Source organism: Colidextribacter sp. OB.20, from assembly GCF_009911595.1.
Lineage (GTDB): Bacteria > Bacillota > Clostridia > Oscillospirales > Oscillospiraceae > Lawsonibacter.
This window is the reverse complement of record NZ_QWKG01000051.1, coordinates 1-21181: the sequence shown is the minus strand read 5'-3', so window position 1 is coordinate 21181 and position 21181 is coordinate 1. Positions and strand designations below refer to the sequence as shown.

At 58.0% G+C, this 21181-nt stretch carries 22 protein-coding genes; 14 read left to right on the top strand and 8 right to left on the bottom strand.

Going from position 1 to position 21181, the window contains the following annotated elements:
* Position 1: 1 nt before the first annotated feature.
* The 4 genes from D1641_RS12845 to D1641_RS12830 all read left to right on the top strand — a co-directional run bounded on the left by D1641_RS12845 (position 2) and on the right by D1641_RS12830 (position 2916).
* On the top strand, positions 2-364 hold the full coding sequence (locus tag D1641_RS12845; protein ID WP_160666334.1) for a hypothetical protein: 363 nt from the start codon (positions 2-4) through the stop codon (positions 362-364).
* 214 nt (positions 365-578) lie between these two features.
* Positions 579-956: a hypothetical protein gene (locus tag D1641_RS12840; protein ID WP_160666332.1), complete on the top strand. Its 378-nt coding sequence runs from the start codon at positions 579-581 to the stop codon at positions 954-956.
* A 94-nt stretch (positions 957-1050) separates the two neighbouring features.
* Positions 1051-2352, top strand: coding sequence for a phenylacetate--CoA ligase (locus tag D1641_RS12835; RefSeq protein ID WP_160666330.1), 1302 nt, complete (start codon positions 1051-1053; stop codon positions 2350-2352).
* A gap of 129 nt (positions 2353-2481) precedes the next feature.
* Positions 2482-2916 (top strand): ACT domain-containing protein, encoded by a 435-nt coding sequence (locus tag D1641_RS12830; RefSeq protein WP_160666328.1) that lies wholly within the window; start codon positions 2482-2484, stop codon positions 2914-2916.
* A gap of 137 nt (positions 2917-3053) precedes the next feature.
* Here D1641_RS12830 and D1641_RS12825 read toward each other — a convergent pair whose 3' ends face one another.
* Positions 3054-5390: a HAMP domain-containing sensor histidine kinase gene (locus tag D1641_RS12825; protein ID WP_243149385.1), complete on the bottom strand. Its 2337-nt coding sequence runs from the start codon at positions 5388-5390 to the stop codon at positions 3054-3056.
* Positions 5365-6066, bottom strand: a complete 702-nt coding sequence (locus D1641_RS12820) for a response regulator transcription factor (protein WP_160666326.1) — start codon at positions 6064-6066, stop codon at positions 5365-5367. Before D1641_RS12820 ends, D1641_RS12825 begins: the two co-directional genes overlap by 26 nt.
* A gap of 895 nt (positions 6067-6961) precedes the next feature.
* On the opposite strand from D1641_RS12820, the gene D1641_RS12815 reads away from it, so the two are divergent.
* Complete coding sequence (locus tag D1641_RS12815; protein WP_160666324.1) at positions 6962-7486, top strand: QueT transporter family protein; 525 nt, start codon at positions 6962-6964, stop codon at positions 7484-7486.
* Positions 7487-7550: 64 nt separating this feature from the next.
* On the opposite strand, the gene D1641_RS12810 is transcribed toward D1641_RS12815, so the two are convergent.
* A complete protein-coding gene (locus D1641_RS12810) occupies positions 7551-8135 on the bottom strand; it encodes a hydrolase (protein ID WP_160666322.1) in 585 nt (194 codons plus the stop codon).
* 87 nt (positions 8136-8222) lie between these two features.
* A complete protein-coding gene (locus D1641_RS12805; RefSeq protein WP_160666320.1) occupies positions 8223-9098 on the bottom strand; it encodes a DMT family transporter in 876 nt (291 codons plus the stop codon).
* Between the two features lie 219 nt (positions 9099-9317).
* Between D1641_RS12805 and sfsA the strand changes: the two genes are divergently transcribed.
* The 3 genes from sfsA to D1641_RS12790 all read left to right on the top strand — a co-directional run bounded on the left by sfsA (position 9318) and on the right by D1641_RS12790 (position 10980).
* Positions 9318-10046 carry a DNA/RNA nuclease SfsA gene (gene sfsA / locus D1641_RS12800; protein ID WP_160666318.1) on the top strand — a complete coding sequence of 243 codons (729 nt, stop codon included), beginning with the start codon at positions 9318-9320 and terminating at the stop codon, positions 10044-10046.
* Between the two features lie 32 nt (positions 10047-10078).
* A complete protein-coding gene (locus D1641_RS12795) occupies positions 10079-10618 on the top strand; it encodes a hypothetical protein (protein ID WP_160666316.1) in 540 nt (179 codons plus the stop codon).
* A gap of 95 nt (positions 10619-10713) precedes the next feature.
* Entirely contained in the window at positions 10714-10980 is a 267-nt protein-coding gene (locus D1641_RS12790; RefSeq protein WP_160666314.1) for a hypothetical protein, read from the top strand.
* Between the two features lie 38 nt (positions 10981-11018).
* On the opposite strand, the gene D1641_RS12785 is transcribed toward D1641_RS12790, so the two are convergent.
* Genes D1641_RS12785 through D1641_RS12770 form a run of 4 tightly spaced genes read right to left on the bottom strand, consistent with a single transcriptional unit; the run spans position 11019 to position 14490 of the window.
* Positions 11019-12005, bottom strand: a complete 987-nt coding sequence (locus D1641_RS12785) for a M20/M25/M40 family metallo-hydrolase (protein ID WP_160666312.1) — start codon at positions 12003-12005, stop codon at positions 11019-11021.
* A gap of 21 nt (positions 12006-12026) precedes the next feature.
* Entirely contained in the window at positions 12027-12419 is a 393-nt protein-coding gene (locus tag D1641_RS12780; protein ID WP_160666309.1) for a hypothetical protein, read from the bottom strand.
* Positions 12420-12421: 2 nt separating this feature from the next.
* Positions 12422-13459 carry a M42 family metallopeptidase gene (locus tag D1641_RS12775; RefSeq protein WP_160666307.1) on the bottom strand — a complete coding sequence of 346 codons (1038 nt, stop codon included), beginning with the start codon at positions 13457-13459 and terminating at the stop codon, positions 12422-12424.
* Positions 13453-14490: a M20/M25/M40 family metallo-hydrolase gene (locus D1641_RS12770; RefSeq protein ID WP_160666305.1), complete on the bottom strand. Its 1038-nt coding sequence runs from the start codon at positions 14488-14490 to the stop codon at positions 13453-13455. The genes D1641_RS12775 and D1641_RS12770 overlap by 7 nt, the downstream gene beginning before the upstream one ends.
* A gap of 263 nt (positions 14491-14753) precedes the next feature.
* Here D1641_RS12770 and D1641_RS12765 point away from each other — a divergent pair, with 263 nt between their 5' ends.
* The 6 genes from D1641_RS12765 to D1641_RS12740 all read left to right on the top strand — a co-directional run bounded on the left by D1641_RS12765 (position 14754) and on the right by D1641_RS12740 (position 21015).
* A complete protein-coding gene (locus tag D1641_RS12765) occupies positions 14754-14861 on the top strand; it encodes a small, acid-soluble spore protein, alpha/beta type (protein ID WP_160666303.1) in 108 nt (35 codons plus the stop codon).
* A gap of 401 nt (positions 14862-15262) precedes the next feature.
* On the top strand, positions 15263-16612 hold the full coding sequence (locus tag D1641_RS12760) for an AAA family ATPase (RefSeq protein WP_160666301.1): 1350 nt from the start codon (positions 15263-15265) through the stop codon (positions 16610-16612).
* 16 nt (positions 16613-16628) lie between these two features.
* Positions 16629-18296 carry an SWIM zinc finger family protein gene (locus tag D1641_RS12755; protein WP_160666299.1) on the top strand — a complete coding sequence of 556 codons (1668 nt, stop codon included), beginning with the start codon at positions 16629-16631 and terminating at the stop codon, positions 18294-18296.
* Positions 18297-18813: 517 nt separating this feature from the next.
* Positions 18814-19407: a hypothetical protein gene (locus D1641_RS12750; protein WP_160666297.1), complete on the top strand. Its 594-nt coding sequence runs from the start codon at positions 18814-18816 to the stop codon at positions 19405-19407.
* A gap of 55 nt (positions 19408-19462) precedes the next feature.
* Positions 19463-19921, top strand: a complete 459-nt coding sequence (gene bcp, locus D1641_RS12745) for a thioredoxin-dependent thiol peroxidase (protein ID WP_347707434.1) — start codon at positions 19463-19465, stop codon at positions 19919-19921.
* A 260-nt stretch (positions 19922-20181) separates the two neighbouring features.
* The gene (locus D1641_RS12740) at positions 20182-21015 is read left to right on the top strand and encodes an N-6 DNA methylase (protein WP_243149383.1); all 834 of its coding nucleotides are present in this window, start codon (positions 20182-20184) and stop codon (positions 21013-21015) included.
* The last annotated feature ends 166 nt before the right edge of the window (positions 21016-21181 follow it).

Sequence of the window (21181 nt, the reverse complement as noted above, 5' to 3'; positions counted from 1 at the left end):
GATGTTTGCCTGTAAAGTGATGATAAAAGCGCCCCTTGAACAGGTGAAAGCCCGGTTTGAGGGATACGAGGACATGGAGTTTTCCCAAAAGGGGGATTGGGTGCTGGCCGAGGACTTTTCCGGCACACAGCTGTTTGGCTGGGAGGTGTCCGCGTGGCTGGAACTGGCCGGAGAGGACGAGCTGATTTACGCCTACTACGACGAGGACATGAACGCGGAATTTATCTTCATCCAGAACGGCCTGTGTATGCGGGCCTATCAGGAGTATGACGGCGAGGTAGATACCGACGAGGGCGAGGACCCGGACATCCCAATTTCCGGCTGGACGGACGTAGCCGACTATATGGACGATCATATGGTGTAGGATTGAGCTTTCGTCCCGCCCGCAGGCGGCAAAGGCCCCCTTCGCAAAGGGGGCTGTCAGCGAAGCTGACTGGGGGTTTTCTCCAACAGAGACAGGTGCGTTACGACAGGGGGGAAACCCTCCGTCACGGCTTCGCCGTGCCACCTCCCTTCACGAAGGGAGGCTTTTGGAGGAACCCTTTAACGATTTGAAATATAGAAAGGAAGCATGAACAATGGGACTCTTTTCAAGCCTCTTTGGCGGCGGCGCCAAGAAAGCAGAAGAGGTCAACGACGCCAACGCCCAGGCGCTGAAGCAGTTTTTCAGGGAGAAGCTGCCCGCCAATTACGTCAACTCCCCCAAGTACGCCATCTCCATCACCCGGGGAGACAAGGGCTACGAGGCCCGGATCAACCTGGATATGGGCTCCGACGGCTCGGACTACTCCGGCTTCGGCAAGGACGACTTCGCCGGGCTGGCGGACATGGAGTCCGGCTATGTCTTTGACGAGTTTGTCAAGGACCCGCCGGTAACGGTGATCGTCACCTTCGACATGGACTTCGGGCCCAGGAACAGGATCACGGTGAACAAGGGCAGGGCCCTGGCAAAATAAGAAGAAAAACGAAGTTTTTCGCCGGGTTTTCTTTTGGTTCTTTTCTTTTCCAAAAGAAAAGAACATACACATACATTCGAGAGGAATGATCCCAATGGAAAGATATTACCAGCCCGAAATTGAAACCGCGTCCCGGGAGCAGATCAAGGCCTGGCAGGATGAGCGGCTTGTGAAGCAGGTGCGCAACGTCTGGGAAAACGTGCCCTACTACAGGAAGAAGATGGAGGAGAAGGGCCTCACCCCTGACGACATCCAATCCAGCGACGACCTGCACAAGCTGCCCTTTATCACCAAGGCCGACCTGCGGGAGGCCTACCCCTACGGGCTGGTAGCCAAGCCTCTGAAGGAGTGCGTGCGCATCCAGTCCACCTCGGGCACCACCGGCAAGCGGGTGGTGGCCTTCTACACCCAGCACGACATCGACCTGTGGGAGGACTGCTGCGCCCGGGCCATCATGGCCGCCGGCGGCACCGACGAGGACGTGTGCCAGGTGTCCTACGGCTACGGCCTGTTCACCGGCGGCCCCGGCCTCAACGGCGGCTCCCACAAGGTGGGCTGCCTCACCATCCCCACCTCCTCAGGCAACACCGAGCGGCAGATCATGTTTATTCAGGACCTGTCCGCCACCATCCTGTGCTGCACCCCCTCCTACGCCGCCTACATCGGCGAGACCATGAAGGAGATGGGCCTCACCCCCGACCAGATTCCTCTCAAGGCGGGCATCTTCGGGGCGGAGGCCTGGAGTGAGGAGATGCGCCAGGACATCCAAAATACGCTGGGTATTAAAGCCTACGATATCTACGGCCTGACTGAGCTGTCCGGCCCCGGCGTGTCCTTCGAGTGCTCCGCCCAGACCGGGATGCACATCAACGAGGACCATTTCATCGCCGAGATCATCGACCCCGAGACCGGCGAGGTCCTCCCCGAGGGGGCCCAGGGCGAGCTGGTGTTCACCTCCATCACCAAGGAAGCCTTCCCCCTGTTGCGCTACCGCACCCGTGACATCTGCACCCTCACCCGGGAGAAGTGCTCCTGCGGCCGCACCCACGTGAAAATGAGCAAGCCCAAGGGCCGCACCGACGACATGCTCATCATCCGGGGCGTGAACGTATTCCCGTCTCAGATCGAGACCGTCCTCCTGAACCACGGCTACGCCGCCAACTACCAGATCATCGTGGACCGGGTGAAGTCAACCGATACCCTGGACGTCCGGGTGGAGATGACCCCCGAGATGTTTACCGACAACATGGGCGAGATCAACAAGCGCCAGAGGGAGCTGGTGGACGGCCTGCGCTCCATGCTGGGCATCACCGCCAAGGTCACCCTGGTGGCCCCCAAATCCATTGTCCGCAGCGAGGGCAAGGCGGTGCGCGTTATCGACAAGCGGAAGATCTGACAGGAAACCATGTAGGGGCCGACGACCCCGGCGGCCCGCTCTCTCAAGTTACATCTCTGCTCTAGACGGCGCGCCGAGGTCGTCGCGCCCTACCGGAGATACCATAGATATTGTTAGGAGGAAACCACTGTGAGCATCAAGCAGATTTCCGTCTTTATTGAGAACAAGCCCGGTGTGCTCTACGCCATGACCGGCGTTCTGGCCCAGGGGGGCGTGGACATGCGGGCCTTCACCCTGGCCGAGACCAGCGACTTCGGCATCGCCCGGATCATCGTGGACGACGTGTACAAGGCCTCCACCACCCTGAAGGACGCGGGCTATGTCCACTCCATCAGCGACGTGCTGGGCGTGGCCGTCCCCGACGAGCCCGGCGGGCTGAGCCGGGTCCTCCAGGCCCTCACCGACGCCCAGGTGAATGTGGAGTATATGTACGTTTTCCAGGGACACAAAAACACCGGCAGCGCCTACACCATCTTCAAGGTGGCCGACAACGCCGCCGCCTCCGCCACCCTGGCCCAGCGGGGCATCAAGGTGATCGACCAGGGAGAGATTGAAAAGCTGTAAAAGCATAGAAAACCTCCCTCCTAAAGAGGCGTTGAGATAGGAATATCTTTGTAGGGGCGCATAGTATGCGCCCGCGGGCGGCTGATAGCCGCCCCTACAGAGCTTCCTAAAGCACGCTTCGGAAGGAGGGAGGTTTTTTATGCTTCTGCTACCTGAAAGGTCACCGCCGCGGTAAACAGGTCCGCCTCGGTGGAGATTGTCAGTACGCCGCCGCAGGCCTTGGTGAAGGACTCGGCAATGGACAGCCCCAGGCCGGAGCCGCCGTCGGTGCGGCTCTCATCTCCCCGGACGAAGCGGGCGGTGTAGTCGGCGCCGGGCTTGAGCTCGGCGGCGGAGGTGTTGCGCAGGGTGGCGGTGGCCTGTCCGTCCTCCACCGCCAGGCTCAGATAGACCCTTGAGTTGGGCAGGGAGTACTTCAGCGCGTTGCCCATGAGGTTCTGGAACACCCGGTACAGCCGGTCGCTGTCTGCGGTGATGGGTACCTCGTGTTCCGGGATGGAGGTTCTCAGGATGAGGCCGCTGTTGTCGATCGCCTGTCCCATGTCGGCCAAAGTCTGGCGCAATAACCGGGCGTAATCAAGCCCCTCCAATTTAACGGGCAGTTGTCCCGAGGCCGCCTTGCTCACCTCAAACACGTCCTGGACCATAGCCTTGAGACGCTGGGCCTTCTCCCCCATAATCTGGACGTACTCGCTGGCCGGGGGCTCCAGGGGCTCCTGGGCAAGCAGCTCGGTGTAGCTGATGATGGAGGTCAGGGGGGTTTTCAGGTCGTGGGACACGTTGGTCACCAGCTCCACCTTCATCCGCTCACTGCGGGTGCGCTCCTCCACCGCCTGGTGAAGGCCCTGGCCGATGTGGTTCAGGTCGTCGGCCAGCCCGGACAGGTCGCTGTCCTTCTGTAAGGCCAGTTCCCTTTTCAGCCGGCCCGCCCGAATGGCCGCGGCCTGGTCCGCCACCGCGCCGAAGTCGGTCCACAGCCGCTGCAGCCGCCAGATCAGGACCGCGCAGACCAGGAGCAGCAGGGCGGCGGGGGTGACAATGGTCCAGACGGCCTCCAGAGGCACGCCGCCCCGGTAGCTGGAGGCGTAAACCAGCAGATTCAGGTTGACCGCCCCCATGAGGAGGGCTGTCAGCGCGGTGACGCCGCACACCCGGCTCAGCCGCCTCTGGAGGGGCAGGTCCAGCCCCCAGGCGGCCAGCATAGCGATTACCCCCCGTCTCCAGGGCCGCTTATTATACCGCCAGTCATTGAAAATCAGCAGATACAGCCCCCAGAAGGCGGCCAGCAGGCCTGGGATATGGTCAGCCAGCTCCCGGAGGTATTCCCGGAACAGCCAGCCGCCGTTCTCGCTGAGGATGGTCACCGCCGTGCCGATGCTGGCGGTCTGCTCCACGAGGGGAATATTGTAGCCGTCATAAAAACCATTCTCCGTCAGCCACTCCTCATAGCTGATCCCATTCTGCTCCAGCTCCGCCATGATGTCGCCGTTGAGATAGACGTCTCCAGGGATGGCCTCAGCCACCGGCGTATCGCCGTAGGCATAGATCAGTTCCTGCCAGATATCCCCCAGGTACTCCGGGCGGGGGAGGCAGAAGAACACCAGCAGCAGAGCGGCTAATACCTTGATCTCAAACCAGACTTTTCCCGTCCCCCGGGCCAGGGCCATGTCCGCCCGCTTCTTGTCCTGACCCAGCAGGATATACACCAAGAATACCCCAGCGCCCACACCCGTTCGGACAGCCTCCTGAATGATCCTCTCCCGCCACTGGTCCAGACCCTGTTTGATGTAGTACAGCGTATTGTACTGGTCGGAGCCGGTGCTGCCATAATTGCCCTTGATAAAAATTTGCGGGCTGCTGATGACCGCCATGGTCACCTTCACCTTGGACCCGGCCTCGTCCACCGTGAAGTTTTTGTAGCCGGGGACATACCACTGATAGCTGTCCTCCCGCTCGTCAAAGCGGTAGTAGCCGCTGCCGTAGATGTTCAGCTCCTCCCCGTCCAGCCATGCCTGGACCTTCTCCCCATCAAATTGCAGGAGGAAGCCGTAACCCTCTGAAATCAGGGCGGAGGGGTCCATGTTTGAGCTCAGGCTGTCCGAGTTACTGTAAAGGGCTTCTCCTTGCTTCTCCACACGGTAGAGGACATTTTTGTCCTCCTTCATGGCGTTGTGGACCGACCGGACCTTGGTGTCATGCAGACCCCAGTCGCCCCCGTCATAGCCGTTGATGTCGCCATAGATATAGCCCCCGGCCCCCATCATGATGAGCCGCTCCAGCCGGTTGGAGACGAAGTTTTTAAACTCCCGGGTCCTGCGCCAGTCGCTTTTGAAGCTGTCATAGACCCAGGCTCGGCTGTTGGAGGAGGTCAGCACCGTGCCGAAGAACAGCGCCCCCTCCAGCAGCATCGAGACGCCCAGCAGGAAGGCCACAAAGCCTAAAATCGCCTTACTTTTTTTCCATTTTGTATCCAATGCCCCACACCACCTTTAAATAGTCTGGCTCACGAGGATTGAGCTCAATTTTCTCCCGGATGCGCCGGATATGGACCATCACCGTGCCCTCCGAGGACCAGGCCTCCTCTCCCCACACCCGGCGGTATATCTCCTCGGCGGGGAACACCCGGCCCAGATTGCGCATGAGCAGATCGACAATGCCCGTCTCGATATTGGTGAGCTTGACAGGCTCGCCGTCGGCGGTGAGCTCCCGGGCGGCGGGGTCGTAGGCCAGCCGGCCGTTGAGAATGACCCCGGCGGGGGCGGCGTTCACGTCCCCCAGCCGGGTGTATCGCCGCAGCTGGCTGCGTACCCGGGCCACCAGCTCCTGCATGCTGAAGGGCTTGGTCACATAGTCGTCCGCCCCCATGCTCAGGCCCAGCACCTTGTCGCTCTCCTCGCTCTTGGCCGACAGCACAATCACCGGCAGGTTCCGCCGCTCCCGGATGCGCAGCACGGCGGACAGCCCGTCCAGCTTTGGCATCATCACGTCCATCAGAATCAGCCGCAGCTCCGGGTCCGTTGCCTTGTCCAGTGCCTCCATGCCGTCGTGGGCCCGGAGGACAGTGAACCCCTCCTTTTCCAGGGCTGTGGCGATGGCCCCCACAATCGCCCGGTCGTCGTCCACCACCAGAATGGTCTCCTGCTTGCTCATCGGGTTCGCTCCTTCCTCGTTCGCTGTGGTCAGGATATCAGAAACTTCTTACAAAACAAGAGGGGAATCCCTTACGGATTTCTTACATTTTACGCTTTGCGCATGGGATATGCAAGCAGAGGCGGCCAAAAGGACGGCCTCTGCAAATTTTTCTGTGGGCTCAGAGATGAGAAATCATACTGCCATTATTTAATTTGTATAAATTTTTATTGACATATTACAAAAAATATGTTAAAATAGAATAAATTTCTCCTGTTATACTTTCTTGGCTTGTGAAAGTTGGTGAATATGAAAAATTTTATTCGAATTGTGTTCTTTTGTATGTTAGTTTGTTTCATTTTACTTCCTGGGGAAGGCTATATGATAACATCGCGGTATGTTAAAGCGGTTGGCGGTTCTGGGATGGGACTGGCTGGGACGATTTACTACATTCGAAAAAAGGAGTATTACTATTTGCTGCTGTATGTTCCCCTTCTGCTCCTAGCTCCACTCGCATTCTTTTTCATTTAGCACAGCTGGGCGCTGTTTGAAAAATGGAAATATGCACAGTGGTGAGGAATTTTTTCGCCGGACAAACACAATTTTTCGCAGGAATACTGGATGTATTTCAAGAAAAATTGGGGCAGTATGGCGGAAAAAAGACCACCGCTTGGGCGTATTGACATTTTTCAAACAAGCCCTAATGCCGGCTCTGTATGCAAGGACCCTGCCTGTTTTGGGCAGGGTCTTTTTCAAATCAAAAAACAGAGCGTATTATTACTGGACAAATTTTGTTTTCTGTGCTACAATGCCTCCTGACGAGTTTCCACACCTCGTCCAAGCGTCGGAAAATGGAACTCCGGCGTTCGTTCGGCGGTCCGCCGCCGTTCTCTAAACAAAAAATGGAGGTTTTTTTATGCGCAGATTACCCATCCGAGAGCTGGCCTTGGCGGCTCTCATTGCGGCGGTGTACGCCGTACTCACCCTGGCCCTGCCCATACCCCAGTACAGCGGGGTGCAGCTGCGGGCCGCCGAGGCCATGACGGTGCTGCCCTTCCTGTTCCCTGCCGCCACGCCGGGGCTGTTTGTGGGCTGCTTCATCGCCAACCTGTTCTCTCCCTACCCCCTGGATATCCTGTGCGGCTCCGCCGCCACCCTCATTGCCTGCCTGCTGACCCAGCGGATGCCCAACCGCTGGCTGGCTCCTCTGCCTCCGGTTCTCTGCAACGCCGCCATCGTGGGGGCGGAGATTGCCTGGTTTGAGACGGGCTTCGGTCCGGGTTTTTGGACCGCCTACGCCTTCAACGCCTTTACTGTGGGTCTGGGCGAGTTCATCGCCTGTGTGGTGCTGGGGGAGCTGCTACTGTCCGCCCTGCCCCGGGTCCGCCCCCTGCGGCCCTATATGCAGGAGGGCCGCTGGGCATATATCTATCAGGGATAGACGAAACCGCCCCGTCCGGGGCGGTTTTTCTGTGCGGGGGCGGTCACAGGCAGCCCCTGCGGATTTACTTCTCTTCCTCCAGGAAGTAGGAGGCCTCCATGTCCGCCGTGGCCAGAGCGAAGGCCAGGGGGTACTTTTGCAGGGCCTGCCCCACCATCCGGTTGTCCTCCGGGCCGGAAAAGCCCATGTGCCAGCGGATGGCCATGGCCTCCTCCCGGGTGAGGCGGATAAAACCGTTGGTGATGTAGACGCTCTTCTCCCCGTGGCCGTAGGGCAGGGGATCGTCAAAGGTGAAGGAGGGGACCTTCTCCCACTTTCCGGTGGCGTCGTCCTTCACGTTGCGGAAGGTTTTTTTATAGCAGCCGATCTTGCACAGGTCGTGGCACAGGGCCACGATGGCGATGGACTCGCCGCTGTAGTCCAGGCCGTAGAGCTCCTGTACCCGCTCCCGCTGGAGGTAGTCCACCAGGCAGTGGTAGACGTTCAGGCTGTGCTCACACAGCCCGCCCTCATAGGCCCCGTGGTAGCGGGCGGAGGCGGGGGCGGTGAAGAAGTCGCTCTGGTTTTCCAGGTAGTTCAGCAGCTTGTCGGCCCCCTCCCGGGTGATGTTGGCCTTGAAAATCTCAATAAATTCTTCCTTGCAGGACATAGACGTTCTCCTTTCTGATGTAGGGGGCGGCCTCTGTGCCGCCCCATTTTTATCGTTGTGCTCTCGGGGCGGCGCAGAGACCGCCCCCTACCGGTTCTTCTCCGGCAGGTTCAGCAGCAGCACCGCCCCCAGAATGGCCGCCATGCCCAGCAGCTTCCAGGGGGTGACCGCCTCGTGAAAGAGGAGGATGCCCAGCCCGGCGGCCACGAAGGGCTCCACGGTGGCCAGGATGGCGGCCCGGCCCGGCTCGGCGTCCTTCAGGCCGGAAGTGTACAGGTGGTAGGGCAGGGCGCAGCACAGCACTCCCACCCCCAGCGCCCCCGCCCAGGCCCGCCCGTCGGCCAGGGCGGCCAGGTTGGTGTGGAGGCCCGACAGGGGCAGGGAGAAGAGGGCGCTGGTGAGGATGGTGTAGAAGGTGACGGTGGCAGGGGAGTACTTTTTCAGCACGAATTTGCCAAAAATGGAGTACAGGGCGTAGCCGAAGCCGGCCCCCAGGCCGAAGAGGATGGTTTGGAGGGAGATGGGGGCCTGACCCAGGGGGAACAGCCCGGTGACCAGCACGCAGCCGGCGAAGGTGACAATCAGGGCGGTGATTTTGACGGGGGTGATCTTCTCCCGGAAGAACAGGGCGGACATGAGGGTGACAAAGACAGGGGAGGTATACAGCAGTACCGCCGCCACCGACATGGAGCTGAGGGTGATGGCGTTGAAGTAGCACCAGTTGAAGAAGAGCAGGGAGCACACCCCGGTGCCGAAGAACCAGTACCAGTCCCGGGGGTCCGCCCGCAGGGCGGAGCGGTCGGTGAAAAAGAGAAACAGCCCATAGGAGAGACAGCCCGCCAGAGAGCGCAGGGCCACCCCCTGCATGGAGGTGAGGCCGGCGGCGGTGAGCAGCTTCAAAAACAGGCCGATGCAGCCCCAGAGACTGGCGGCGGCAATGATCTGAAGGCAGGCTTTTTTCATGGGTCTTGTCTCTCTTTCCAGGTTGGTGTATGATTGTGCAGAGATGGCCTGTGGCTGCCTGAACCGGCGTGTAGGGCGCGACGACCCCGGCGCGCCGTTTGCAGAAGATGGCCAAGAAAACGGGCCGCCGAGGTCGTCGGCCCCTACACATACGCAATGTACCGGCGGAAGGTGTTTGTCCGCCCCTACATGATATCGGGAAACAGGAGAAATAGCAAGATGGTCTACGGAAAAATTTTACCGGGAATTTTTCAGGCCCGGCCAAACCGCTTTATCGCCCACGTGGAGATAGAGGGACAGACAGAGGTCTGCCATGTGAAAAACACCGGCCGGTGCCGGGAGCTGCTCCTGCCCGGGGCGAAGGTCTGGCTGGAGGAGAGCGCCAACCCCGCGCGCAAGACCAGATATGACCTGATCGCTGTGGAGAAGGTCCGTCCATCCGGCACCTTGCTCATCAATATGGACTCCCAGGCCCCCAACAGGGTTTTTGGGGAGTGGGCGGCGGGGGGAGGGCTGGGCTTTGTCCCCGAGCTGCTGCGCCCGGAGACGGTCTATGGCGGCTCCCGCTTCGACTTTTATTGGGAAGCCTCCGCCCGCCGGGGCTTCTGGGAGGTGAAGGGGGTCACCCTGGAGGAGGACAACACGGCCCGCTTCCCCGACGCCCCCACCCTCCGGGGGGTGAAGCACCTGGAGGAGCTGGCCGGGGCCCGGGAGGCGGGATACGAGGCGGGGGTGTGCTTCGTCGTCCAGATGGCGGGGATGGACCATGTGGAGCCCAACGACACCACCCATCCGGAGTTCGGCGCCGCTCTGCGCCGGGCGGCGGAGCGGGGGGTGGAGGTGCTGGCTCTGGAGTGCGCGGTGGAGCCGGGGCGGCTGGCTGTCCGGCGGAAGCTCCCCGTGGTGCTGGAAAGAGGTAAAGTTTTTCCCGTCTCTGCCGATATCTGATATATAAGAATATAAGGAAGGGGGCAGAGGTCATGGAAATCCAGCGTATGTTGAGGGGGAAAAACACCGGCTTTTCCGCCGCCCGCCCGGCCCAGAGGGAGGAGCGCAGAGCGGCCGGTCCGGCCCGGCCCTCCACCGACCGGCTGGAGCTGTCCCGGCAGCTGGTGGAGAACATGGAGGAGCAGCGCGCCAGGGCTCAGGCCGCTTTGCTGTCCGGCGGAGAGCAAAAGGACCAGGACGGCGGCATTTTGGGCTTTATGGAGACCGAGGAGGACAAGCTGGACGCCCTGTCCGAGCAGCTGGACGTACAGCAGAAGTGTCTGAAAATCGCCATGAATATGATGCGGGGCAAGCGGGTCCCGCCGGAGGACGAGCGGTATCTGATGGAGCACGATCCGGAGGGCTACAAGCTGGCCGTCTCCATGCGCGGCATGGCCAAGGAGGACGACGAGGAGTGCGAGAGCGTTCTGGATGACGAGGACAAAAACGGCGGCAGCGCCTCAGAGACCGGGGAGAGCGCCCCGGAGGCCTCCGGTATCCCGGAGAGCGGAGGGGCTGACACTGACGGGTGAGGCGCACCGTCTGCGGGAGATGCTGTAGGGCTGTAGAGAGGTAAAGTTTTTCCCCTTTCTGCCGATAATCTATACAGCGGAAAGGGGGCTGCGGAATGCAGGACAAATTTGAGCCCAAGCCTCATTGGGACGAGCAGTCGGAGGGGGAGCAGGAGCTGGCCCGGGTGGGCGCGGCCCTGTATGCCCAGGCCCTCCAGAAGCGCAGGCAGCCCGCCGTCCCGGAGGCGGTGGAGCAGACGGACAGCGAGGAGCTGGAGACCCTGTCCCAGGAGCTGAAGCTGCGGCAGAAGTGCCAGGATATTGCCGCCTGGGCCATGGTGGACGATCTGATTGAAAACGAGCTGGACGACGAGGAAGAGTAGATAAACACGCCCGGCAGGCTGTGCCTGCCGGGCGTTCTCTATGTCTGGGCAAAGGCTGTGACCAGCCGGACGCAGGCCTCCGCGTCCCGGAGGTCGGCGGTCTCCGCCGGGGTGTGAATATACCGGCAGGGGATGGAGACGCCCCCGGTTTTCACCCCGTAGTGGGCATTCTGGATGGCTCCGGCGTCGGTGCCTCCGGAGCGCATGATATCCCGCTGGATGGGGATGCTCTGACTTTTGGCAATCTCCTCCAGCTTCGCTACCACCTCCGGGTGGCAGATGACGGAGGAGTCCATCACCTTTACCGCCGCACCCCCGCCCAGCCGGGCGGTGCCGTTTTTCTCCGAGCCGGGGGTGTCGTCCACGTCGGTGACGTCCACAGCGACACAGATATCCGGGTCCACCCACCAGGCGGCGGTGCGCGCCCCCCGCAGGCCCACCTCCTCCTGGACGGTAAAGACCAGAGAGAGATTATAAGCGGGCTCCTTAATCCGCTCCAGGGCGCACAGGAGGACCGCGCAGGCAAGGCGGTCGTCCAGATAGGGGGCGGTCACCCGGCTCCCCTGGACCCGGACCGGCCCGTCATAGACGCAGGTATCCCCCACCTGGACCAGCGTTTTGGCCTCGGCCTCGTCGGCCGCGCCGATGTCGATAAAGCACTCGTCCAGCTTCAGCTTGCTGAAATCGGCCTTCTCCTCGGGGACGAACACCCCACGCACGCCGTTCTTGAACCGGACGGCGCTGTAGGCCGCCTCCTTGGGGGAGATGCCACCCAGCCGGCCCACCCGGAGGAAACCCTCCTTTTCAATGTGGGTGACAATGAAGCCGATGGAGTCCATATGGGCGGCAAACATCACCTTGGGGCCCGCCCCCTTTTTGTGGACGATCAGGTTGCCCAGGGTGTCGGTGACAATCTCGTCGGCGAAGGGCCGGGCCAGCTCCTCAATTTTCCCCCGGATGCCGCCCTCGTCCCCAGAGGGGCCGTGGGTCCGGTTCAGGGCCTCTAAAATTTCGATCAGTTCCATAAGTTCCTCCTTCAAATCAGGTTACAGCACATGTAAATCCAGAAAAACGGGCCGCAGGCCCTCGCCCTCATAGAGAAACTCCATTTGCAGGGTCATATCGCTCAGCTCTCCCCCTCTGGCCAGTTCGTAGTCCACAGCAAAGCCGCTGCCGTTGTCGAAGTGGAAGAAGTTCAGCTGCTGATAGCAGGGATTTGTGGGGATGGTCACCCGCTCCTCGGTCCAGGGGTCGATGGGCGGAATTTCTTCCCAGCCCCACATCCGATATACCTCCGCTACAAACTCCTCCATCGGCTCCTGAATGTGCTCCTCCAGCTCCACAAGCTTGGGGATGTCCTCATACCGCTTCTCCGCCAGGGCGTCCACTACCTGCTTCAGAATTTTAATCGCTTTTTGCTCCGCAGTCTGTCTGTTCATTGTTATTCCCCCTCGTCCAGCCGCCGGGCCATCTCGGTCAGAAACAGCCGGGTCAGCTTGAGCATATTTTCAAAATCCGCGATACTGCCCACGCTGGCGGGGGCGTGGAGATAGCGGGTCGCGGCGGACAGGGCGGCCACCCTCACCCCCGCCTTGGTGCGCTGGATGGTGCGGGCGTCGTTGCCTCCGGCGATATACTCCTTGGTCTGCCAGGGGATACCGTTCTCCTCCGCCAGACGGCGCAGGGTCTCGAAGAGCTCCCGGTCGTAGATGGTGGCCCCGTCCATATAGGAGATCACTGGCCCCTTGCCGGGGGCGCACACCCGGCGGTGGTTCTCCACACCGGGCAGGTCGGCGGCGGTTGTGGTCTCCAGCACCAGGGCGATCTCCGGAGTGACGGAGAAGGCCGCGCCGAAGGCCCCCCGGGTGCCCACCTCCTCCTGGGCGGTGAAGGCGAAGGTCACATCCAGGGGCAGCTCCTCCTCCAGCAGCTTGAGCATCACGGCGCAGCCCACCCGGTCGTCGATGGCCCGGGCCTTGAACAGGCCGTCGCCAAACTCCTCGGGCTGGCAGACGAAGGCGCCGTAGTCCCCCGGCTCCACCAGCCTTTCAGCGGACTCCTTGTCCTTGGCACCGATGTCAATATACAGGCTGTCCGTCTTGGGGGCCTTCTTCCGCTCCTCCTTGCCGGTCAGGTGGATGGCCTTCAGGCCGATTACACCTGGGACATTGTTGTGGCCGATGACCACCGGCTTGCCGATGGCAACACTCCGGTCCACCCCGCCCACAAAGTCGAACTTGAGAAAACCCTCGTCGGTGATGCGGGTGACGATCACCCCCACCTCGTCCATGTGGGCGCAGAGCATCAGCCTGTTTCCGGTGGACTTTGCTCCCTTTTTAAAGACAATCAGGTTGCCGATGGAATCGGCGTGGAGGTGGTCGGCGTGTTTCACCGCTTTCGCGGTGATATACCGACGCACCTCGTCCTCGTCCCCGGACACGCCGTTGAGCAGGCACAGTTCTTTTAAGGTGTTCAGCATGACGCGCCCTCCTCTCCGAAATGCTCCACAAAGGCGGCCAGCAGCTTGGCGGTGTTCTCCAGATCCTGCTTGCTGACTGCCTCCACCGGGGTGTGCATATACCGCTCTGGGATGGACAGCACGGCGGTGGCCACCCCCTCCCGGCTGACCTGGATGGGCCAGGCGTTAGTGCCGCTGGAGCCGGACATGACCTCGGTCTGGACGGGCATGTCCAGCTCGACCGCCAGCTCCTTCAAGCGTCCCGACAGGGACCGGGCGCAGTTGGGCCCCACGCCGATGACCGGCCCGCCCCCCAGCTTGAAGGTCTCGTTTTTGGAGGCGTCCGGGCTGTCCCCGTGGGTGACGTCCACCGCCACGCACATCCGGGGGGCGATCTCATAGGCGGCGGTAATGGCTCCGGTACTGTGGGTCTCCTCCTGGGTGGAGCCCAAGACGTACAGGTCTACCTTTAGCTCTCTGCCCTTGAGCTGCTCCAGCACGTCCAGCAGGACGGCAAAGCCTGCCCGATCATCCAGGGCCTTGCCGCTGAGCAGGTTCTCCCCCAGAGGGGCGCAGCCCCCGCGATATGTGGCCGGGGTGCCGAGGGGGATGCGGCGCTCCGCCTCTTCCTGGCTGAGGCCCACGTCGATATAGAGGTCCTTGATGGGCAGAGATTTGTCCATATCCTCAGCGGTCTGAACGTGGGGGGGCAGGCAGGCCACCACCCCGTGGACGGGCGGGTCGGTGAGGAGGACTACCTCCCGGTCGGGGAGCATCCGGGGGTCCACCCCGCCCAGGGGGGCGAAGCGGAGAAAGCCCTCCTCGTGTCCGGTGACAATAAAGCCGATCTCGTCCAGGTGGGCGTCCAGCAGCAGCCTGGGGGCGTTGTCCCGCCCGCACCGGCGCAGTCCCACCACACTGCCCAGACGGGTGCAATACACCTCGTCCACCAGAGGCCGGAGCAGCTCCGCCGCCGCCCCCGTCACGCGCTCCTCAAAGCCGCTGGGCCCGGACAGGGCGCACAGGCGGCTCAGGGTCTGTTCGTAATTCAAATGATATTCCCCCAATCTTTGGGTTAGTTTGCCAGGATACCACTATCCTAATACGAAACGAGGAAAGATGCAAGCATTGTTTGAATCCCAGCTGCGGCTTCACCGCGCCAGCCCTCTTGTGATTTGTTTCTGGATTTGAGCGGCAAAACTAGTAAAAACAGGCATGACGGCGAACAGGTATATCTCCGGGATCCGCGGCAAAGCTATAAGCGGATGTTCCATCCAACCGAAACAAAAACAGATTGAAAAAGGAGAGACGAGTCATGTCTAACAGCAATAGCAATAAGATTATGGTTCCCAACGCCCGCGAGGCTATGAACAAGTTCAAGATGGAGGCCGCCAACGACCTTGCTGTAACTACACCATCTTAAAACACAGAAAACGCATTTTGACAAACTGTGACAAAAAATTACTTATTTAGGTGAATCGACCCATAAAACAGGAGTATTGCAGATGAAAATGTCTGTAATGCTCCTGCTTAACTTTGAGGGGAAGGAGTCCGGTTTTTAAGGGGCTTTTATGGCTTCCAAATTTTTGAAAAACGGGTTTTTGGTAATTTTGATAACTTTTTTGGTGTTTTTGTATGCTGTGCTTTGAGGCGAGCATATTTTATATCGCCCAATTCGCTCTGATTTCTGCAATACGGGGTAAAAAGTTCGCTCATATTTTTGTGTACATAAAAAAATATTCGCTCATTTTTTTGTGAATCAGTTGTAATTCTTTCTCTGCTGGAGTATACTATGATCAATGATACCGATGGAGGGAATTGCCCATGTGCTATCTGAAACGTAAAATCGACAGCTTCTTAACGGAGTGGAGGGCTGCGCCCCGGCACAAGCCGCTGATCGTTAAAGGTCCCCGGCAGGTGGGTAAGACGGAGTCGGTCCGGCGGTTTGCTGAGAACAGCTACGAAAATGTGATCTACATCAATTTCGTTGAGGAGCCGAAGTACAAGCTCATCACTGCCGACGGCTATAAGACTGAAGATATTGTCAAAAACATCTCCCGCCTGGACCCTGGCAAGCGGTTCCCGCCCGGAAAGACGCTGTTCTTCTTTGACGAACTTCAGGAGTTTCCCGATATCGCTACCGCTTTGAAGTTTTTCTGTATTGACGGCCGCTTTGATGTGATCTGCAGCGGGTCCATGCTGGGGATCAATTACCGGAAAATTGAGAGCAACAGCGTGGGCTACAAAACAGACTACGAGATGTATTCCATGGATTTTGAGGAGTTTCTCTGGGCGAAGGGCTATGATGACGGGTTCATTGCGGATTTGCTGAGCCATATGAGGACACTGACACCCTTCAGCGAATTGGAGCTGTCCGTCTGTAACTCCCTTTTTCTGGATTACTGCATCCTGGGCGGGATGCCGGCGGTGGTGCGGGAGTATGTGGAGCGGGGCACTTTTGAGGGCTCTCTGGATATTCAGCGGCAGCTTATCGCCGACTACAAGGAGGATATTCGAAAATACGCAGAGGGGATGGATCAGGGCCGCATCCTCAACGTATTTAATCAGATCCCGCCTCAGCTGGCCAAGGATAACAAGAAATTCCAGATTTCCAAGGTGGCCTCCGGGGCAAGGTTCAAGGACTACCGAGGGTGCATTGAGTGGCTCAGTGACGCCGGGATGGTGAATATCTGCTATTGCCTGAATTTCCCGGAACTGCCCCTTAAGGGCAACTACGAGGAGACCAAGTATAAGCTGTATTTTGCCGACAGCGGCCTGCTGGTGGCCATGTTGGACGAGGAAGCCCAGGAGGATCTGCGGGCCAATAAAAACCTGGGGGTATACAAGGGCGCTCTCTATGAGAACATCGTGGGAGAGGCGCTGGTGAAAAGCGGATGCGGGCTGTACTACTATAAGCGGGAGGACTCTACGCTGGAGGAGGACTTTTTCGTCCGCACCGCCTCAGAACTGATCCCAGTGGAGGTCAAGGCCACCAACGGCAGGGCCAAGTCCCTGCGCACGCTGATCTCCAGCGAAAAATACAGCGATATCTCCCACGGAATCAAGCTCACCGGGGGAAACATCGGATACAGTGATAATATCTATACGTTTCCATACTTCTGCGCATTTTTACTGAAGAGATACTTGAAGTCGGGAAACGGAATGACCTCATAGGAGAACGGAGTTGGAAATGATGCAAATGGGATCCTGGAAGAACTGGTTTCAGCCCCACATTCTGGAACGGGGCCGGACCTACTTTGATGAGGGCCGGGTCTCAGATCTGGAGCGCACAGAGGACAGCTACACCGCCACTGTGGAAGGCACGGAGGAATATGAGGTGGAGATCCTGTTGGATGGGGACTCCATTGAGGATATGATTTGTGACTGTCCCTATGCGGAGGATGGAAATGCCTGTAAGCACATGGCGGCGGTCCTGTTCGCGGTGGCCGCTGCCGAACCGTCCAAGAAGAAAGCCCCGGCAAAAAAGGAGTGTCTGACTCCCGCCAGTCTTGTGGAAAAAATTCCTGACAGCCAGCTCCGCCCGCTGCTGACAGAATTGGTATCCGCAGATGAGAAACTTTACAGGGCGCTGCTCCTTCGATATGGGAAAACATCTCTGGATGAATGTATGAAAACGCTGAGAAAAGAGCTGACCTTCATTGGGAGGCAATACGCAGACAGAGATGGCTACATAGACTATTACCATGCGGGAGCGTTCTCAGAGGCGATTGCGGATCATATTCAGCGGCAGACGGAAACGCTGCTGGCCCGGAATGAACCTCTGCTGGCGTTCCAGGCCGGGGTGGATGCGCTGCGGGAATATTCCGGTTACGGCATAGACGGTTCCAACGGCGAATACGGGCTGGTCATGGAGGCAATGGAGGATATGTGCGTTGATGTCCTGGCCGCCACAGATGAGATCGTTGCCGAAAAGATATTCGATCTTCTGGCCGGCTGTGCCAAGTCAGACCAAGAGGAATGGTTTGTCCAGGAATTTGCGTCGCAAATGGTGTTTTCACACTTTGCGGGGAAGTATTTTGATGAAAAGAAATTGGCGTTGGTAGATGAGCAGATTTCCGCGCTTACCTTATCAGGCAAGAAAGATTACTCCAGTGAATATAAGATAGAAAAACTGTTGACGTGTCGTTTTGATTTGATGAAAAAACTGTCCTCGCCAAAGGAGGAACTGGACGCATTTTTAAACCGGTACACAAGCTATTCCAATATCCGTAAGCTGTGTGTCCAGCAGGCGCTTGATGAGGGGAAGACGGATGAAGCGATTCGCCTGCTGGAGGAGGGCAAGTCTGCCGACCGCGACAAACGAGGGTTGGTGGCGGGGTACAGCGAATGGCTGACGGACCTGTACGAGCGGCAGGGACGGCGGGACAAGCTGATCGCGGAGCTGGAGTATCATGTCTTTGTTCTGTCCTCCGGCGGTATGGAGATGCTGAACCGCCTGAAGAAAGCGTGTGCGCCGGCGCAGTGGATCGAGTACAGAGAGCGGTATCTTTCCGGGCGAAATTACTACAGGCTGGAGCTTATGGAATCCGAGGGGCTTTGGGAGCGGCTGATGGAAGCGGTTGCTGCGGCTGGGAGTCTTTCTATTCTGGACCGCTATGAAGCGGCTCTGAAAAAGCGGTATCCGAACGAGATGCTGGAGGCATACGCTTGTATTCTGACCAAAGAAGCAGCGGCGGCGTCCGACCGAAAGCGGTATCAGGAGTTGGCACGCTATCTGAAAAAACTCAGGAACTACCCGGGCGGGGCAGAGCGGGCGGCACAGCTGGCGGAGGACTGGCGCACCCGGTACATCCGCCGCCGGGCTATGATGGAGGAGCTGCGGAATGCGGGGTTTTAACTGCATCATTGCCATAAGGGGCTTTTTGCGCTATAATAGAAGAAAAATTTGACCGCTTTTGTGAGGGACCTATGAGAAAGATCATCCGGAACGCAATACGATGCAATCTGTGTGGGGATATCATTGAATCCACATACAGGCATGATTTTGTTACCTGCAAGTGCGGCAGTTGTAGTGTAGACGGAGGCTTGGACTATTTAAGACGGGGGTTTGCCCACTCAAGGGATGATTTTACGGAACTAAGTGCTTTTGAAAATACCGAAATGATTGACTGACACCCAAAGCTGTGACAGCAGCGGCATATTTCGCTCTAATTTTTGTGGATCAGCGTCTGCAATTCGCCCATTTTTTGTTTACACTTCCCACTGCCGACTCGCTGGATATTCAACGCTAGTCCATTGCCGACTATATGGTTCTAATCATTCTAACCGATTCGAATCACTTTCTTTACATTTGTGGTTAGAACGCATATAGTGATGGTACTTTAAGACACAGCGTCAGAGCAAAGGAGCAAAAAATGGAACGTTTTGAAATCGTAGACCTGTTACCACTGCACAGACAGATGACGCTTGTTATCTTCCGTGACCCCAATACCCAAAAATGCGAGGTGCAGATTTTGCCCGTTTCGCTGGAAATTGCAGAACTCCAAAACATACAAGCAATGTTGAAAATTCCCTCTGAACCCAGGGATGATGCGGCGACAGTATCTGTTGAGGTAGATGAAATGCTGAGCCGCAAGATTATGGATTGGTGTGAGGTCAGGGGCATTTTACCAGAACAGTTGGCGCGGGCATTTGTCTGTTTTTGCGGTGAGCCGGAAAACGCAGATATTGTAAAATCTTGGGTGCGCCGGGAGTTTGTTCGGAGCAGGATAGACATAGAAAAACTTCCCTCTGTCACCAGAGAAGAGTTGGAACAGGATGTAGATGCTGTCATGGAACGGGTCGAGAACGGAGAAAGTCCAATTCTGATTCGGAGCGTAGGAACAACAGACTTATTGTTGTTTGGCTGGGAGGACTATTTGAGACGGTTCCCAACACTGTATACCCCGGAAGAGATTGCGGAAATTGAGGCGGCGTGCTTGGAAATGAAAGAGACAGAGGCGGAGTAAAGGCTGCCTGAATTGTTATACAGATTTACCAATGAGACGGGAGGGCAACAAAACGTTGGAAGTTGGAACGAAAGCCCCGGAGTTTACCCTGCCGGACAAGGACGGCAATCCGGTATCCCTGACCGATTTTGCGGGTAAAAAAGTTGTGCTGTATTTCTACCCTAAGGACAACACTCCCGGCTGCACCCGTCAGGCCTGCGCTTTTGCCGGAGCCTATGAGGAGTTCAAGAAAATCAATGCGGTGGTCATTGGCGTCAGCAAGGATTCAGCGGCCTCCCACCAGAAGTTTGCGGAGAAGCACGGGCTGCCGTTCATCCTGCTCTCCGATCCGGAACTGACCGCCATCCAAGCCTACGGAGTGTGGCAGGAGAAAAAGCTCTACGGCAAGGTGAGCATGGGCGTGGTGCGGTCCACCTTTGTGATCAATGAGAACGGTATGATTGAAAAGGTAATGCCCAAAGTGAAGCCAGACACCAATGCGGCGGATATTTTAGCTTATCTGAAGACGAAGTAACAATCTGTTCCTGTGTATCGGAGCATCGGAGAATTGCTTTTCCTTGAAACAGGAAACACAGAACATGATGTCTTTGAAAGCATTGGTAAGGTCCTGGCCGTGGCGACTGAGATGGCATAGTTTACAAATTCTTTTCGGAATAGTGTAAACAGATTGAAAATATTGCTGCAAACGTATATAATAAATGTCGAAATCTGCGGATGTTTTGACCGCGGTTCCCAGCAATCCTGGAGGCACAGACCTGTGTCAACATTAGAAAATTGAAATCTGATCTGTGGGAGGCCGCCGATTGGTTCCGGGCCGGCTCCAAGCTGACCTCCAATCAATGCTGTATGCCGATGCTGGGCCTGATTTTTCTGTGCTACGCATACAGCCGCTTCAAACTGGTGGAGAAAGAAATCCTGAAAAACCGTCCTGTCTGCGGCGGGCGGGTTCTGCCTGTGGAGGCCAACAATGCCATGGAACTGGTGGAGGCCCAGTTGGAGCAACTGACGGGCGTCCTACCCAAGGATTATACCATTTTCTCTGACGAGCTTTTGGCGGAACTGCTACGCATTTTCAATAGCAGCGCCCTAGATGAGGTGGGCGGCGACGTGATTGGGCGCATCTATGAATACTTTCTCAACAAATTCGCCAAGAACATTGCCCAGGACGACGGGGGGTTCTTCACACCGAAGTCTCTGGTCAAGATGATCGTCAACATCCTGGAACCCCAGGGCGGCGTACTCCTTGACCCCACCTGTGGCAGCGGCGGCATTTTTGTCCAGCCTGGCGACTTCGTCAGCGCCGCCGGCATGGAGGCCAACACTTTTTACCACGACACCCACAATCTGGACAGTTGCAGTGACTATGTGATGGCAAATCCGTCCTTCAATGTGGATAAGGTGAATTCCGAATCCACCCAGAGCGCAGGACGTCTGCCCTTTGGCCTGCTCTCCGTCAACAAGGCCAAGGAGGTAGGGAACGCAAACTACCTCTGGATATCCTATTTTTACTCCTACCTGAATGAGGAGGGCCGGGCAGGTTTTGTCATGGCCTCCTCTGCCACCGACAGCTCCGGCAAAGGCTGGTGGAGAGTGGCCATGTGGACGTGATGGTCAGCGTAGGAAATAACTTTTTCTACACCAAATCCCTGCCCTGCTCCCTTTGCGCAGAGAGTTGGGCAGCTTACGGAGGATATCCAGAACTGCAAGGCAGAGTCCAGTGGTATGAAGTCAAGAGGGAAATAAGGAAAAATTCAGAGAAAAAAGAGTGTGGAAG